Raw genomic sequence first — 15228 nt, forward strand, 5'->3', positions numbered from 1 at the left:
GTAAAAGACTATGGTTGTTAGCTCTAGCTTTAGTTGGCAGACTAACGAGTTACATGCAAGCGCCGAAATTCGCGCGGAGAAGTCCCCGTCCATCGTTTAAAGGCTCGTGTAAAATTCGCAGCATCGGTATAGCCCAGGTCTAAAGCAATATCGATCAGTTGGATACCTGGATCATTCAGCAATTCGATCGCTCGATCGAAGCGTACCTGTTCTACGAGATGAGAATAGTTAAGATTTGCTTCTGCCAGTCGTCGTTGAAAACTACGGACGCTGATTCCTGTTGCTTCTGCCGCAATGTGAATATCAGGATAGCCGTCCTGCAACATAGATTGCAGCAATTGACGCAATGAACCCGCAAAGCTTGGGGATGGAGCGGTTGTTTGCAAGTGATGGTAACAGTCCTGCGAAGACGACAGTTGAGATACTGACGGGCGTAGCGGCTGGCTCAGGAGCGATTTGGGGATGGCGATTGCATCGGTGGGGTGATTGAAGTGAAGCGGTATATTTGCGAATGCTTCAATCTCAGTTAATTTCTTTGAATAACCTGAGTTGAGACGTAGTTCTAAAGGTTGCCAAGCTTCCCCTGCTGCAAGCTGAACCGCTTTGAGGTGAAGGAGCACTGCGTACAGCCGTGCCTGTCGGTGTTGTATGGTAGGTGGAAAGGTGAAGTGGTGGTGTAGCCAGACCCGATCGTCTGCTTCCTCTATCCAGACTCGTTCGGTGGAATTGACTGAAGGAATTGCCCGTTCGAGCGTTTGCAGCAGGTCGTATAGGGTGAGTGATTGGTGAATCAGATGCCCAATCAGCCCCAGATCAGCAATTTGGGTTTGCTGGGCCACGACTATTCCGAGTAGTTCCATTTTTTCGAGCTGAGCAGCGTGTTCGACAAAGTCAAATGCTTGATATAAGGGCATTAATGCGTCTGGATGATCCAGCGCTAAAATAGGCAACCTTGCCCGCTCTAGGAGTCGATCGGTTGGACTACCCAGTTGATTGAGGAAATTTAGAAAAGGTAAAAATGTACTGACCCGACAAAGAGGAATCGCATTCATAAAAATCAAAATTAGCCTAAACACCAACTGACAACTCAGTTGGCAATATGGAATGAATTATGTTCTTTTAAGTACCTCGGCATAATTAAAAACCTGATTCAAAACTCTGCGCCGCCCGCGCAGGGTTTTGGGTTTTATGTTTAATTATGCTCACCTACTTAGTTGATGTTCTTTGGGTTGATCGGGTTGATCCTAATGTGATGTAGTTGCCGTGAAAATCCAGCATAAATATAGATAATGGCTAGAGCCAGTAATGACTGCTCTTTTCAGCTAAAGTGTTACGAACTGAATCCCCAAACAGCCTTGATACTACCACATTTGTCAGAGATTTGGCATGAAATGACAAGACTTTCAATCATGAGCCAGCAATGATGAAAGATGCATTCACGCGAATAACTTTAATGAGATTAACAATCATAAGCAACATAATGACAATGTATTGATACTCTTTGATGCTTATCCGTTTAATCATCGATTAGGCTAATTTTTTCGGCTTGGCACAAAATGACAAGAAACTTTCTGCTGATTAATCAACCCATATCAAGCTCTACGATATCTCGGCAACTATGCTGCACTCGCTTCATTACCTGACCTCTACCATTCTCTGTTCTGTTTTTTCAGGAATTTAACAATGTCTCAGAGCAATTCTATTCAACGTCAGATTTTGCCGATTCCAGATCAAGTTCACTTCGGGCTGACCACCTACGATGCGAAGAACCCAGATACCCACTATCCTCCCATTCGCGATCTGCGACCACCAGCGGATGCGCCCAACGTCCTGATGACATTCAGATGCCAAAGCTTGCCGGCATTGATGTGGTAAAGACTTTGACTCGCGCCGAAACTCCATTGGTCGCGTTCATTACCGCATTTGATGAGCATGCGATCCAAGCGTTCGAACTGAATGCGGTGGATTATTTGCTTAAACCGGTGGAGCGTGCCCGACTGACAGAGACGATAAACAGGGCTGCCGAACGGCTTGAGCACTCCGATTGGCGTGAAAGCTCGGTAACAAGACTGAATTCAGCTATTGAGACATTTGAGGCTATCGGTAAAGAACGGCCCCTAATGCGGATACCCGTCAAGGAAAAGGATTCGATTCGTTTAATACCATGCGAATCGGTTGCATCCGTTACGGCCGATGGCGAGCTTTTGCATATCTACACAATCGACAACAAACGATACACGATCAACTTTCGTCTAAAGGATCTCGAAACCCGACTAGATCCACGAACATTCGTACGCGTTTCACGGAGCGCGATCGTCAACTTGGATCAGGTCAGCCACTTCTCCACGCTGCCTGGGGGCACGTATTCCATTGCGATGGTTTCCGGCCCCGAAATAACCACAAGCAGACTTCGTTCGCGCGAGATACGTAATCATTTGCTCAAATTATGACCAGCCATTGACCATATATTGTCCGAAAAAGACAGATCATTTAAAACCAAGATCACCGATGAGTAGGTGCGCTATCCTGTAGAATCGTTTACTTTCGACAGATACATAGAACCTATCAACCGATTATGAAATTGCTCAACATTTTCTTCCTTCTTATATTTTTCTGCTTAGGAGCCTTTGCACAATCCGGAACAATCTCCGGCAGAGTCACCTTTGGGACCAGCGGCGTTCCGCTTCATGATGCGCGGGTTCAGGTGCCTCAACTTGGCCGAACTACCCAAACTGATACTGATGGGCGTTACACTCTAGATAATGTGCCCCCGGGACGATACACGATGATCGTTCATATAGATGGATTTTCGGACGCAACAAGAACAGTTACGGTCGGAGGCGAGGCAGCGCTTAACGTCGATTTTCAGCTCGAGATACTCGCGCTTCGCGAACAAGTCACTGTAACGGCGACGGGCAGCGAAGTCTCCGTTTTTGACTCCTTCCAAACAGTTACATCCGTCGGTTCGACCCGTATTACTGAAAAGGCATCGACTTCGATCGGTGATGTACTTGAAAATGAGGCCGGAATGGCAAAAAGAAGTTTTGGGCCCGGCTCATCACGTCCGATCATACGGGGATTTGATGGGGACCGGGTGCTGGTGCTGAGCGATGGTGTAAGACTTGGGTCTGTAGGTTCCCAATCCGGCGACCACGGAGAGCCTATTGATCCGCTTTCGGCAGAAAGGATCGAAGTATTGAAGGGCCCGGCAACGCTTCTATATGGAAGTAACGCCATTGGTGGTGTAGTGAATGTTGTAAGCCATCACGATAACGAACCGCATGCTGGATGGCGTGGCTTTTTCACAACGGTCGGAAGCACGGCTGACAGGCAGGCCGGAGCATCCGGCGGAGCAGAATACGGCTACAAGAATTGGTTGGTAAGGGGAAGTTTTGGAGCACAACGTACCGGCGATTACAGCACGCCGATCGGCCGTATTCCCAATTCTGCGTCGAGATCGACCTCGGGTTCATTTGGCACCGGATACTACAGCGACAAGGGATTCTTTGGCGGAACATACAGCTTTGATATTCGCCGTTATGGCGTGCCTTTCGCAGCTCTTTTTGAGGAGCATGGTAAAAAGAAGTTAGGAGAGGATGAGCTCCCGGATGTTGATGAAGACATTGATCTCAGGTTACGCCGCCACAATCTTCGTTTTAATGGCGGATTTCGAAACCTGACCGGCCCTTTCCTGAGCGGCGTTACTTATAACATCGATTACACTGACTATCGCCATAAAGAAATAGAGATCGAGGACGGTATCGAAGAGATCGGCACCGTATTCGACAACAAGATCTTTTCCTATCGCTCAGTCTTCGAACAGCAAAAATATGGCCGTTTGACCGGAAGATTTGGATTTGAAGGCCTTAGCCGTGATTATAAGATCACCGGTGAGGAACAATTGATCGACGGCAAGGTCAAGCACAATTCTTTCTCTGTGTTTGCGCTCGAGGAATTGAATTTTGACCGTGTAAAACTGCAGTTTGGCGGCCGCATAGAGAACAATCGTTATCGGCCCGAAGATGCCGATCTTCGTGATCGCAGTTTCACCGGATTTTCAGGTGGAGCGGGCATAAATGTCGGCCTTTGGCAGGGGGGGGCGTTCGTTGCCAATTTTACACATTCGAATCGAGCACCGGCGCTCGAGGAGCTCTACAACAACGGTCCACACATCGGGAATGTTACTTATGAGATCGGCAATGATGATCTTCGCCGCGAAACCTCGAATGGCATCGACGTGTCTCTGCGCCACAGCTCCCGCCGGTTCAATTTCTTTGGCGACGTCTATTTTTATCGGGTCAACAACTTTGTTTTCCTTGCTCCGCAAGATGAGGACGGCGACGGCGACGTCGATATTGAGGACGGCCTCCCAGTTGCTAGGTTCGAGCAGGAAGATGCTCGCTATGTTGGTGTAGAACTTAATGCTGACGGTTGGTTCAATCAGTATGTCGGAATGTTCGCGAGTTTTGATTATGTCCGGGCGAAACTTACTGACGGCGACCTGAACATCCCTAGGATCCCTCCTGCACGCGGGAGGATCGGCCTTGATCTTCGATATCGCGGCCTGAGCGTGCGGCCGGAGGGTGTTTTCGTCGCAAAACAGAACAAGGTTTTCCCACTCGAGACTCCGACCGACGGATATAGCCTTTTTAACGTTGCAGGTTCGTACACGATCGCCGGACAGCACACTGCACACATTTTCAGCGTGAATGCATACAATTTGACGAACAAACTTTATCGAAATCACACGAACTTTATTAAGGATATTCTTCCGGAAATAGGGCGTGGGATCCGATTTGGCTATACAGTACGGTTCTTCTAGAGCTCAATTTCTTGATCTTTCTGCACGTTCGGAGTTATCCGAACGTGCATTTTTCTTTTGCGCCGTAGCGGAACAATAGGTCATGTCCCATTTGATGAATATATGATCTGAAATCTATAATTCTTCAAAATCACTTCCAACAAAGACCGATATGAAAAATGAAACTATCAATTTTACGACGGAAAATGGCGATACCACGGCGTTTGTAGTACTTCCCGAGAAAAGCAATGGTAAAGCTGTTTTGGTCATCCAGGAATGGTGGGGTCTTAATGACCATGTTAAAGACATTGCCGGCCGATACGCATCGGAAGGCTTTACAGCAATTGCACCGGATCTCTATCGCGGGGAGCTTGCGACCAATGCCGAAGATGCTTCAAAGATGATGCATAATCTGGCTCTTGACGATGGCATCGCAACGATAAAGGCTGCCATCAAGGCCGCCTCGGAAAAATATCAATTCGAGACGTTTGGGATCACCGGCTACTGCATGGGCGGCACCTGCCGGATTATGATTGCTTTGGTCCGGTGCGGGAACGAATTCGGCTCGCCAAGGGCACGATTCGGCAGCATGGAGCGGATTACCTGGCCTATGCCTTGATTGACGCCATTATCGATGGCTTCTTTCCGGTTTTAGAAGAATATGGTGAAGCGCTGGAAGAACTGGAAAACGAAGTGGTCGAAAGTCCGACGCACCAGAGTTTGGAAAAAATCCACCGGATTCGGCGCGAGCTATTGGCCCTACGGCGGGCGATCTGGCCCCAGCGCGATGCAATTAACAGCCTGATTCGCGATTGCCATGATTTGATCAGCGACGAGGTGCGGGTGTATCTACGCGACTGCTACGACCATACGGTGCAGGTGATTGACATGGTGGAAACCTATCGGGAAGTGGCATCTAGCTTGATGGATGTGTATGTTTCCTCGGTGGGCAACCGCATGAACGAGGTAATGAAGACTCTGACGATTGTTTCGACTATTTTTATTCCGCTTACTTTTGTTGCCGGACTCTATGGCATGAACTTCAATCCAGATTCCTCACCCTGGAATATGCCGGAGCTGGAATGGTACTGGGGCTATCCGGCCTGTTTATTGCTGATGCTGGGGATTACGCTGGCACTTGTGCTGTACTTCAAACGGCGCGGCTGGTTTGAGAATTTTTCGGGTATTAAGGATTAGCCCTGAAGAGATGTAAAACCTGAGCCAGAAAAACCTGATAGGATGGCTAGGACATTGCTACCCCTGTCAACTCCCCTGCTATGGACTTAAAGGCTCTAATTCGCGAAATTCCTGATTTTCCCAAACCTGGCATTCTGTTTCGAGATATCACGACCCTACTGCGCAATCCAGAAGGGCTACGCTACACCATCGATAACATGGCCGAGAAATGCAGCGATTTAGCCCCTAATTACATCATTGGGATGGAATCTCGCGGCTTTATTTTTGGGGCACCTCTAGCCTATAAGCTCAATGTTGGCTTTGTGCCGGTACGCAAACCCGGCAAATTGCCTGCCGCCGTGCATGCAGCAGAATATGAGTTGGAATATGGTACTGATCGGCTGGAAATGCATCAGGACGCGCTTCATCCTGGCTGTCGTGCTTTGATTGTGGACGATTTGATTGCTACAGGTGGTACGGCTGCTGCTACCGCTAAACTGGTAGAACAAACGGGCTGTGAGTTAGTCGGATTCGGCTTTATCATCGAACTAACCGGGTTAGAAGGCCGCAAAGCGCTGCCCGATCTGCCGGTGATTACCCTGGTCCAGTACTAAGGTAAACTTCCACCGAATTTTCCTAATACCAGTCTGTTCCAGTCAACTGTTGCTTCCGATTGCGCCTATGACTTCTACGCCAGATTTGTCAGTGCAGCAGCGTTTTCAAGCGTTGACTAGCAGGTTGGTTGAATGGCTCACAAGCGACACCTTTAGCTATATTGTCAAACGGCTAGCTCAGGCTTTGTTGACGCTGCTTTTAGCCTCGGCCCTCAGCTTTTTTATTATTCAGCTCGCTCCGGGCAATTATCTCGATACTTTGCGCCAAAATCCTCAGATTTCAGAGGAGACGATCAAACGGCTGCAAACTCAGTTTGGCTTAGATAAGCCAGCCATCGAGCAGTATTTTCTCTGGTTGCGGCAAGTGATTACCAAGGGAGATTTTGGCGTCAGTTTTGCCTATGCCCAGCGGCCTGTGACTGCTCTGCTGTGGGAGCGAGTTCCGGCGACACTGCTGCTGTCGGTGGCTTCGTTGATTGTTACCTGGACGATTGCGATTCCGCTGGGGGTGATTGGAGCCGTGCATCAAAACCGCGCCATCGACCGATTTCTGCGGGTAATTAGCTATCTGGGGCAGGGCTTCCCAACCCTGATCACAGGCTTACTGCTGCTGTTTTTTGCCCAGCTCACGTCACCGCTGTTTCCGGTAGGCGGGATGACTAGTATCGATCACGCTGACCTCACCTGGTTTGGCAAAATTGTCGATATCCTCTGGCATATGATTCTGCCGACGCTGGCTCTCAGCATTACGGGGTTCGCCGGGTTGCAGCGGATTACACGCGGCGAGCTGCTGGATGTGCTACGGCAAGATTACATTCAAACCGCTCGTGCCAAGGGGCTGCCGGAAAATCGGGTCATCTATGTCCACGCGCTGCGAAATGCAGTCAACCCTCTGATTACCCTGGTCGGGTTTGAATTTGCCAGTCTGCTCAGCGGTTCCTTTATCGCCGAATACTATTTCAACTGGCCGGGGTTAGGACGGTTGATTCTACAAGCGATGCAGGCACAAGATCTCTATTTGGTAATGGCCAGTCTGATGATGGGAGCGGTGATGCTGATTCTGGGCAATCTACTAGCCGATTTAGCTCTAAAAGCAGTGGATCCAAGAATTAAGCTCTCAGAGATGAATTAAGCAGCAGTCTAAACATTTGAAACACCAATCCTAATGACTCAATTTCCTTGATTTCCAGTCGTTGGCTCTGATTAGCCTAGGCGTTTTTGCTTATGCTCTAGTTTTCTAGGCGTCAATCCGATCTCGCTTTGCAGTAAGATGAAGAGATGCCCAATTGAACAATTTGCCAACAAGTTCAGTGCTCGACACGGTTCGATACATCTGGTTTGAGCTAAGGCGTTAATTGGGATTTTGTGCTTATATAGATAGCTGCTGCATCGAGGTGTAGGAAAAAACTGGTATGAGTCAAGAAGAGATTTACGATCGGGTTAAGAAAATTGTGGCGGAGCAGTTGAGCGTTGACCCCAACGAGGTGAAGCCAGAAGCTAGTTTCGCCAACGACTTGGGCGCAGATTCCCTGGATACGGTGGAATTGGTAATGGCGCTAGAAGAAGAATTTGACATCGAAATTCCAGATGAAGCAGCGGAGGGCATTGCCACGGTTCAGGCAGCGGTGGACTATATCCAAGACAAGGTAGCTGCCTAGCCTATCATCAGCGGTTAGATATGAGGGATTAGAGACTGAGATAGCTTTTCGACAATGCAATCTCCAACGCTTTCCGAATAGGCTTGCTCGTCCTAGTCCCTGTTTAACATTGATTTGATATCTTTGCTATTGTTCCGGGTGCGAAACCCTAGAAAGCCGTCATGACAAGTTCTGAGTTAAAGCGGGTTGTTGTTACTGGGCTGGGTGCAATCACGCCAATTGGTAATACCCTGGCCGAATACTGGGAAGGACTGATCAGCGGTCGCAACGGGATCGCTGAGATTACCCTATTTGACCCGTCTAAGCACGATTGCCGCATTGCTGGTGAGGTGAAGAATTTTGATCCTCATCTGTATTTGGAGCGCAAAGAAGCCAAGCGGATGGATCGGTTCGCCCAGTTTGGGGTGTCTGCCAGTAAGCAAGCCTTGGCTGATGCCGAATTCGTGATCAATGACCTGAACGCTGAGCAAGTTGGGGTGGTGATTGGCACGGGGATTGGCGGCCTCAAAGTAATGGAAGAACAGCAGGAGATCTACCTGAATCGCGGCCCAGAAAACTCTTCTTGCAGACGCTGCAGGGTAGCTAGGTCTTCCTTGGTAGCCAAGTCGGCGGTGCTGGCTGCAATCAGTTCACTGATCCGATCCAAGCAAGCATTCATACCGGCAGCGAACTCGAAACGGGTCATGGCCCGTTGACCGCGATAGGTACCATCGGGGTAACCTGCAATACAGCCATAGCGCTCAACCAGAGACTGAAGGGCTTGATAGGCCCAGTCGGTGGGTTGAACGTCGGAAAGCTGGGTAATGGAAGTAACCTGAGACTGAGAGTTGCTGCCTTCGCTGCCATACTGCATGATCTGGTCGAGCGAAGAGACAGAGGTATTGGCTTCGGGGGCAGCTTGAGCCACTTGCACCGGAGCTTGAGTCGGGGCTACAGCAGCCGGAGCCGGAGCAAGAGCATCAGCAGGCTGTGCTTCACTAACTGCCACCTCATTGGTCGCCTCAACAGGCTGTTCAGCCACCTGAGTTGCAGAGGGCAGTTCTGTAATCAGAGACGCAGAAGCAGGAACCTCAGCCGAAGCAATTTCAGTTGCTACAGGAGCTTCAACTTTGAGCGCATCAGCTGAAATCTGCACCTCAGATAGCAGAGCATCAGCTTCGTTGACAGACTGGCTAACAGATTGGGTCTCTGCTGCCATTGCAGAAGAAGAAACAATTAAAGCTGCACCTACAAGAGCAGGCGTAGCTAACACAGAGTTCCACAGAACTTTGGATAGCATTTTAGAGTCCTCACACCTAACTTCAAGGGACTTAGAAGTCTACAGTAGCATTCTAAGCATGACGGTTTTGAATAATCAAGGAAGGTTAACAAAAATCTCATGCAAACTACTGCTTCAATCTTCAATCTTGATACGTGATTAGTTTTCCCAGACATTCCTAAAACTATCCGCTCCCGCCGGGAGTGATTCAGGTTAACCTTGCACACTTTAGGAAGCGAGAGCGGTCTAGTAGGGTCTTCAGGTTGAAACTAGACTGCCGGAAGGATCTCTAGCTGAATCTAGCCTCTCTAACAAGCAAAGCTCCCAAAGGGATAGCTCAACAGTTAGAGAACAGCTCCGGCACACAGCCAGCTTACTTCAACCTGATGACCCACGCATTTACTACTATCTTGCATGGGCATCACCTCCTTGTTGCCTGAAAGGTCACATTCTCAAGGGTTTGAAGTTAGACAAATCGCGCCGTGGCGACTGCTTCATTTAGAGTAACATACTGCTCCTGATTCGGGTAGCAGAATTAGCAAGAGAAATCAGAATGCTGAGTATCAGTAATTGATGCGATTGATGCGATTGATGCAATTGATGCGATCGATGTTTCAGTAAAAAAGCCCCTGCATCAGCAGAGGCTCTAAAATGAATTGCCATCAGATCAATACTCAGCCAAACTAGCGGCTAGCGATCTGGAGTAACAATTACATTGGAGTAATCATTACAGCGCATTACCGCGAGGCAGAACTTCCTCAGGGAATACAAAACGTTCATGAGGCTGATCTTGAGGAGCCATCCAGGCCCGGATGCCCTCGTTCAGCAAGATGTTCTTCGTGTAGAAGGTCTCAAACTCCGGGTCCTCCGCTGCACGAATCTCCTGCGACACAAAGTCATATGCCCGCAGGTTCAGCGCTAACCCCACAATCCCAATGCTCGCCATCCACAAGCCCGTCACCGGCACAAACAACATGAAGAAGTGCAGCCACCGCTTGTTGGAAAAGGCAATCCCAAAGATCTGCGACCAGAACCGATTGGCTGTCACCATCGAGTAGGTCTCTTCACTCTGGGTCGGGTTGAAGGCCCGGAAGGTGTTGGCCTTGTCCCCATCCTCATACAGCGTGTTCTCCACCGTCGCTCCATGAATCGCACACAGCAGGGCACCGCCCAGAATGCCGGCAACCCCCATCATGTGGAACGGGTTGAGCGTGAAGTTGTGGAACCCTTGGATGAACAAGATGAAGCGGAATATCGCCGCTACTCCGAAGCTGGGCGCAAAAAACCAGCCCGACTGCCCCAACGGGTACATCAGAAACACACTGACAAACACCGCAATCGGACCCGAGAAGGCCAAGGCGTTGTAGGGGCGGATGCCCACAAGCCGAGCAATCTCGAACTGCCGCAGCATGAAGCCGATTAAGCCAAACGCCCCATGCAGCGCCACAAAGGTCCACAAGCCGCCGAGTTGGCACCAGCGCGTGAAGTCCCACTGCGCTTCCGGTCCCCACAAAAACAACAGCGAGTGGCCCAAGGAGTTGGCCGGTGTGGATACGGCAGCTGTCAGGAAGTTGCAGCCCTCCAGGTAGGAGGACGCGATGCCGTGGGTGTACCAGGAGGTGACAAAGGTGGTGCCGGTCAGCCAGCCGCCGAGCGCAAGGTAGGCGCAGGGAAACAGCAGGATGCCGGACCAGCCGACGAAGACGAAACGGTCGCGCTTGAGCCAGTCATCGAGGACGTCGAACCATCCTCGCTCTGCTCGCGCTCTCCCCATTGCTATGGTCATTTCATATCCTCTTAATATGACAATGCATCCTCAGTTACCGAACGTCTTTAAGAAACTCGTTCAGCTAAGAGGGAAACCAACCTTGAAGTTGACGCTAATCGGAATATGGATCAATCAACCGATATCAAAATCAGTAGACCTTGTCCACATCCCCTCTCTAAGCACCCAGAATAAATACCTATCAAGGTTTGCTGAGAGAGGAGTTAACGTTTCTATATGATAGGGAGATATGAAAATTTTTACAATCTGACATGTACTGTTCTTATCAAATGCTTGCCTATTGCAGTTTCTAATCATTCCAGATGCTGCAAACCCGCGTTTGGCTCTCCTGGAGGGCAAACCCTAAAATTAGAATCTGTGGCGTTTACGCTTGTGTGCTTTTGTAAATTTTGTAAACTGGTCGTTTTCATCTATGGCTGTACCGCTCGCCTCGAAACCGGATAATAAATTAGTTTTGCGTCAATCCGTCTTGGGGGCACGTCGTCCTAGCAACTATTTTTGGGCGGCGGCCACGACGCTTGGAGGAGTTGGCTTTCTGCTGTCGAGTCTTTCCAGCTATTTCAAAGTCAATTTACTACCGTTCTCGGACCCTACCCAGTTGGTCTTCATTCCGCAAGGTGTAGCCATGGGGTTCTATGGTATAGCAGGAACCCTACTGGCGCTGTACCTGTGGCTAATCATTGCCTGGGATGTGGGCGGTGGCTATAACGAGTTCAACCGCGAGACCGGCCAACTCACAATTTTTCGCTGGGGATTTCCAGGCAAGAATCGCAAAATCGAAGTGACGCATCCACTAACTGACGTGCAGTCGATTCGGGTGGAAATTCGAGAAGGGCTAAATCCACGGCGAGCGCTGTACTTGCGCATCAAAGGCAAAGGCGACATTCCCCTGACGCGTGTCGGGCAGCCGATTGCCCTTTCAGAATTAGAAAATCAGGGCGCAGAATTAGCCCGGTTTCTAGCCGTTCCCTTAGAAGGGTTGTAGAGGGAACGCCGGTTTAGATGTCGTGTGTATCGGAAAGATCGCGTCGATCTATGATTCGCTCGGCGTGACCGAAGATCTCGTTGCAAAGAACAATGACCAAACCATCGACCAGACAATCAATGCATTAAACGCTGATTCTAATGGACTTATCTTTAGTAATCTGGTCGATTTCGATATGCTTTTCGGCCACCGGCGCGACCCCGAAGGCTATGCGAAAGCTCTGGAACACTTTGACGCTCGTATGCCCGAGATCTTAGACGCGATGAAGGACGGCGATCTGCTCATCATTACCGCCGACCACGGTAACGATCCGACGTTTCCCGGCAGTGACCACACACGGGAGTTTGTCCCGCTGCTGGTTTACGGCAAGAATGCGAAACCCGGTGAGAACCTCGGTACCCGCGGTTCGCTGGCGGACATCGGGCAGACTATCGCCGACAACTTCGGCCTCATGCTCCCCGCCGGTAAGAGCTTTCTGGAAGAGATCGCAAAGTAAAAAGATCAATAGCTTTGACGTTCTATTGATATACGGATACTGGCGAAAATAGGCGTGAGCGCGATGATCGCTGATGGTGGGAAATAAAAAAGCCCAACCTTGTGGGCGGGCTTTTATATAGTGCGTTAAAGACGCGTGTTATGAACCAATGCCAAAAATGTATGGAGCGATCACCAGCGAAACGATCGACATAAGCTTGATAAGGATGTTCATTGACGGACCCGATGTATCCTTGAACGGATCTCCGACCGTGTCGCCAGTAACAGAAGATTTGTGCGGCTCTGAGCCTTTGTAGTACATCTCGCCGTTGATCTCGACACCTTTTTCAAATGACTTTTTGGCGTTGTCCCAGGCTCCGCCGGCATTGTTCTGGAAAATTCCCATCAGCACACCGGAAACGGTAACACCTGCAAGCAAGCCACCGAGTACCTCCGGCCCAAAGGTAAAACCAACGATGACGGGCGTGATCAGGGCTATCGCCCCTGGGGCGATCATCTGTCTGATCGAGGCGTTCGTAGAGATCTCAACACATTTCTCATATTCAGGCTTGGCCTTGTATTCCATAATGCCCGGGATCTCACGGAACTGGCGGCGAACTTCGTTGACCATATCCATTGCTGCCTTGCCAACTGCCTGTATGCAAAGAGCTGAGAAAATGAACGGGATCATTCCGCCGATAAAGAGTCCGCCAAGGACCGGAGCCTTGTAGATATCGATCCGGTCAATACCTGCGATACCAACAAATGCTGCGAAAAGTGCAAGGGCCGTTAAGGCTGCGGAGGCGATAGCAAAACCTTTACCGGTCGCAGCTGTCGTGTTACCAACAGCGTCAAGGATGTCGGTACGGCCGCGAACCTCAGCGGGAAGCTGGCTCATTTCAGCGATGCCGCCGGCATTGTCAGCGATCGGTCCGAAGGCATCGATCGCTAATTGCATTGCCGTAGTTGCCATCATTCCGGATGCTGCGATCGCGACGCCATAGAGGCCTGCGAAGTAGTAGGAAATGACTATACCTGCAGCTAGTGTGATGATCGGAATGACGGTCGATTTCATGCCCACGGCAAGGCCCGCGATTATGTTCGTCGCGTGGCCGGTTGAAGATTGCTGCACGATCGAATCCACCGGCTTTTTGCCCATCGCTGTGTAATACTCGGTAGCATAGCTCATTATTGCTCCGACGATCGTGCCGACAACGATGGAATAGAAAACTCCCCATTTGTCGAAGGATTGCGAGCGAAGCGTAAGCTGCCCGTCCGGGAGTATCCACATCACGGCAACGAAAGATGCCGCGACCGTCAGAAGCATTGCCGACCAATTGCCGATATTAAGAGCGTTTTGAACGCTTGAATTCTCATCGCTGATACGGATGAAGAGCATACCGACGACCGAGAAGACGATGCCAAGTCCGCCGATGACCATCGGAAGCAGGATCGGTGCCAGCCCGCCGAGCGAATCCCGCGACGTGATCTCCTGTCCGAGCACCATCGTTGCTAAGATGGTTGCAACATATGAACCGAAAAGGTCAGCGCCCATACCGGCGACATCGCCGACGTTATCGCCGACATTGTCCGCAATAGTTGCCGGATTACGTACGTCATCTTCAGGGATTCCTGCCTCGACCTTGCCGACAAGGTCGGCGCCAACATCAGCCGCTTTTGTGTAAATTCCGCCGCCGACACGGGCGAAAAGTGCGATCGATTCTGCACCTAATGAAAAACCGGTAAGCACTTCTATAGCCGTTTTTATCTGGTTCGGCCCGAGTCCTGCAAAAATGGCCAGAAATACGATGAACAATCCGCCGAGGCCAAGAATTGCAAGTCCTGCGACGCCCAGACCCATTACCGCTCCGCCGGTGAACGAAACGGCAAGGGCCTGCTTAAGGCTTGTCCGGGCGGCTTGCGTAGTTCGGACGTTCGCTTTTGTAGCGACCTTCATTCCGATGTATCCGGCGGTTGCGGAAAAGACCGCACCTATCAGGAACGCAATGGCAATCAGCCAATGCGAATGGATCTCACGTCCGCCGATCTCGTGGATCGTGCCAGAATATGCAAGCAGAGCGGCCGTGATCAAAGCAAAAATGCTCAGTATTTTCCATTCGGCTTTTAGGAATGCCATTGCGCCATTGGCGATGTGGCCGGCGAGCTCCCTCATATTCTCGTCGCCGGCATCCTGCTTGCTGACCCAAGCGGATTTGTACGCCGTAACCAGCAATCCAAAAAGCCCCAATGCGGGTACCAGATAGATAACGTATTCGTTCATATACTTTTATAGTTGTTTGGGCATGTTCGCGAGCCAGAATCCAGCGGGCTTGCGCCGTGCCCGAATTAGGAGTTTCTTAACTTTCGGGTATTACCAAAATCATTGATTATCCGATAAAAATTGCCCATTAACAAACGGCGTTGGGCAAAAATCGAAGTTGTCAACAGAACTAAAAAGTGTAGAGCATTGATCAGA

Annotated in this window: 13 protein-coding genes and 2 pseudogenes; 11 read left to right on the top strand and 4 right to left on the bottom strand. The window is 50.0% G+C overall.

Translation table 11 applies throughout. From position 1 onward, the window contains the following. Positions 1 to 41 precede the first annotated feature (41 nt). Positions 42 to 1052, bottom strand: a complete 1011-nt coding sequence (locus JVX88_RS14585) for an AraC family transcriptional regulator (protein ID WP_211628043.1) — start codon at positions 1050 to 1052, stop codon at positions 42 to 44. 631 nt (positions 1053 to 1683) lie between these two features. Here JVX88_RS14585 and JVX88_RS14590 point away from each other — a divergent pair. The 9 genes and pseudogenes from JVX88_RS14590 to JVX88_RS14625 all read left to right on the top strand — a co-directional run. Next, entirely contained in the window at positions 1684 to 1875 is a 192-nt protein-coding gene (locus JVX88_RS14590) for a hypothetical protein (protein WP_211628045.1), read from the top strand. After that, complete coding sequence (locus JVX88_RS14595) at positions 1845 to 2450, top strand: LytR/AlgR family response regulator transcription factor (protein WP_211628047.1); 606 nt, start codon at positions 1845 to 1847, stop codon at positions 2448 to 2450. Before JVX88_RS14590 ends, JVX88_RS14595 begins: the two co-directional genes overlap by 31 nt. A gap of 125 nt (positions 2451 to 2575) precedes the next feature. Next, a complete protein-coding gene (locus JVX88_RS14600) occupies positions 2576 to 4822 on the top strand; it encodes a TonB-dependent receptor (RefSeq protein WP_211628049.1) in 2247 nt (748 codons plus the stop codon). Positions 4823 to 4973: 151 nt separating this feature from the next. Further along, a complete protein-coding gene (locus JVX88_RS38420) occupies positions 4974 to 5420 on the top strand; it encodes a dienelactone hydrolase family protein (RefSeq protein ID WP_225931416.1) in 447 nt (148 codons plus the stop codon). Further along, positions 5348 to 5998 (top strand): magnesium/cobalt transporter CorA, encoded by a 651-nt coding sequence (gene corA / locus JVX88_RS14605; protein WP_317134637.1) that lies wholly within the window; start codon positions 5348 to 5350, stop codon positions 5996 to 5998. The genes JVX88_RS38420 and corA overlap by 73 nt, the downstream gene beginning before the upstream one ends. A gap of 80 nt (positions 5999 to 6078) precedes the next feature. Continuing rightward, positions 6079 to 6591: an adenine phosphoribosyltransferase gene (locus JVX88_RS14610; RefSeq protein ID WP_211628051.1), complete on the top strand. Its 513-nt coding sequence runs from the start codon at positions 6079 to 6081 to the stop codon at positions 6589 to 6591. Positions 6592 to 6658: 67 nt separating this feature from the next. Beyond that, positions 6659 to 7723, top strand: a complete 1065-nt coding sequence (locus JVX88_RS14615; protein ID WP_211628052.1) for an ABC transporter permease — start codon at positions 6659 to 6661, stop codon at positions 7721 to 7723. Between the two features lie 280 nt (positions 7724 to 8003). Next, positions 8004 to 8249 carry an acyl carrier protein gene (acpP, locus tag JVX88_RS14620; RefSeq protein WP_035999303.1) on the top strand — a complete coding sequence of 82 codons (246 nt, stop codon included), beginning with the start codon at positions 8004 to 8006 and terminating at the stop codon, positions 8247 to 8249. Between the two features lie 161 nt (positions 8250 to 8410). Continuing rightward, positions 8411 to 8758 (top strand): annotated as a pseudogene (locus JVX88_RS14625) (beta-ketoacyl synthase N-terminal-like domain-containing protein); the annotation flags it as partial. Between the two features lie 41 nt (positions 8759 to 8799). Here JVX88_RS14625 and JVX88_RS43070 read toward each other — a convergent pair. Further along, positions 8800 to 9162: pseudogene (locus JVX88_RS43070) on the bottom strand (iron uptake porin); the annotation flags it as partial. A 1072-nt stretch (positions 9163 to 10234) separates the two neighbouring features. Continuing rightward, positions 10235 to 11293, bottom strand: coding sequence for a photosystem II D2 protein (photosystem q(a) protein) (gene psbD / locus JVX88_RS14635; protein ID WP_211628055.1), 1059 nt, complete (start codon positions 11291 to 11293; stop codon positions 10235 to 10237). 412 nt (positions 11294 to 11705) lie between these two features. Here psbD and JVX88_RS14640 point away from each other — a divergent pair, with 412 nt between their 5' ends. Then, positions 11706 to 12278, top strand: a complete 573-nt coding sequence (locus tag JVX88_RS14640; RefSeq protein ID WP_211628057.1) for a photosystem I assembly protein Ycf4 — start codon at positions 11706 to 11708, stop codon at positions 12276 to 12278. A gap of 22 nt (positions 12279 to 12300) precedes the next feature. Beyond that, complete coding sequence (locus JVX88_RS14645; protein ID WP_211628059.1) at positions 12301 to 12774, top strand: hypothetical protein; 474 nt, start codon at positions 12301 to 12303, stop codon at positions 12772 to 12774. A 138-nt stretch (positions 12775 to 12912) separates the two neighbouring features. On the opposite strand, the gene JVX88_RS14650 is transcribed toward JVX88_RS14645, so the two are convergent. Beyond that, complete coding sequence (locus JVX88_RS14650; protein ID WP_211628060.1) at positions 12913 to 15033, bottom strand: sodium-translocating pyrophosphatase; 2121 nt, start codon at positions 15031 to 15033, stop codon at positions 12913 to 12915. Positions 15034 to 15228: the final 195 nt, after the last annotated feature.

Source organism: Leptolyngbya sp. 7M (assembly GCF_018128485.1).

Excerpts from the sequence above, each read along its gene's own strand:
- JVX88_RS14585 (WP_211628043.1), bottom strand. The coding sequence starts at position 1,052 with ATGAATGCGATTCCTCTTTGTCGGGTCAGTACATTTTTACCTTTTCTA.
- JVX88_RS14590 (WP_211628045.1), top strand. The coding sequence starts at position 1,684 with ATGTCTCAGAGCAATTCTATTCAACGTCAGATTTTGCCGATTCCAGAT.
- JVX88_RS14595 (WP_211628047.1), top strand. The coding sequence starts at position 1,845 with ATGCCAAAGCTTGCCGGCATTGATGTGGTAAAGACTTTGACTCGCGCC.
- JVX88_RS14600 (WP_211628049.1), top strand. The coding sequence starts at position 2,576 with ATGAAATTGCTCAACATTTTCTTCCTTCTTATATTTTTCTGCTTAGGA.
- JVX88_RS38420 (WP_225931416.1), top strand. The coding sequence starts at position 4,974 with ATGAAAAATGAAACTATCAATTTTACGACGGAAAATGGCGATACCACG.
- JVX88_RS14610 (WP_211628051.1), top strand. The coding sequence starts at position 6,079 with ATGGACTTAAAGGCTCTAATTCGCGAAATTCCTGATTTTCCCAAACCT.
- JVX88_RS14615 (WP_211628052.1), top strand. The coding sequence starts at position 6,659 with ATGACTTCTACGCCAGATTTGTCAGTGCAGCAGCGTTTTCAAGCGTTG.
- acpP (WP_035999303.1), top strand. The coding sequence starts at position 8,004 with ATGAGTCAAGAAGAGATTTACGATCGGGTTAAGAAAATTGTGGCGGAG.
- psbD (WP_211628055.1), bottom strand. The coding sequence starts at position 11,293 with ATGACCATAGCAATGGGGAGAGCGCGAGCAGAGCGAGGATGGTTCGAC.
- JVX88_RS14640 (WP_211628057.1), top strand. The coding sequence starts at position 11,706 with ATGGCTGTACCGCTCGCCTCGAAACCGGATAATAAATTAGTTTTGCGT.
- JVX88_RS14650 (WP_211628060.1), bottom strand. The coding sequence starts at position 15,033 with ATGAACGAATACGTTATCTATCTGGTACCCGCATTGGGGCTTTTTGGA.